Source organism: Pseudomonas sp. C321, from assembly GCF_055407105.1.
Map to the genome: position 1 here is coordinate 1 of NZ_JBUZRB010000033.1, position 674 is coordinate 674.

The 674-nt window shown below is 59.5% G+C and carries 1 protein-coding gene; it reads right to left on the minus strand.

Annotated elements, in window-relative coordinates:
- Nucleotides 1-674: Ig-like domain-containing protein (locus ACZRJ6_RS26230; RefSeq protein ID WP_463993569.1), on the minus strand; the 674-nt coding region annotated here is incomplete at both ends.

Consider the following 674-nt stretch of genomic DNA (forward strand, 5'->3'; position numbering starts at 1 on the left):
GGCATCGGACGGCGCGCTGACGTTGCCGGCCTTGTCTTCGTTGGTCACGGTGAAGCTATGCTCGCCGTTGTTCAGCGGGCTTGGGGTGAAACTCCAGTTGCCTTTGCCATCCACTTCAACACTGCCCAACAGGCTGTCGTTGTCGTAGATATGCACGGTGCTGCCCGGTTCACCATTGCCCGACAAAGTCGGAGTGGTGTCATCGGTGCTGCCACCGTTGGTAATCGGACCCTGGATCTCGCCGACGTCGTCGAACACTTCGCCAATGACGGCTTTACCTGGCGCCGCAGTATCGACGGTCAGGTCAAACACAGAGGTCGGGGCACTTTCGCCAGCGGCTGCGGTGAAGACGGTAGCCGTCAGTGAGTGCTCACCATCGGCCAGGGCTTCGGCTGGTGTGAAGTGCCAACTACCCGAAGCGTCACTGGTAACTCGGCCGATTTCGATGGCGTTGTCATAAATGACCACCACCGAATCAGCTGTCGCCTTGCCATGCAAGGTCGGCTTGGTGTCATCCGTGACATCGCCATTGGCCAGGTTGCCCTGTTTGCTGCCGACGTCATCCACCACGCGAGTGATCACGATATCCAGATCATCGGTGTTGACCGTGAAGTCGATCGGCACGCTCTGCTCGCCCAGGTTGCCGGCTTTGTCTACGACCGCCGTGCTCAGAC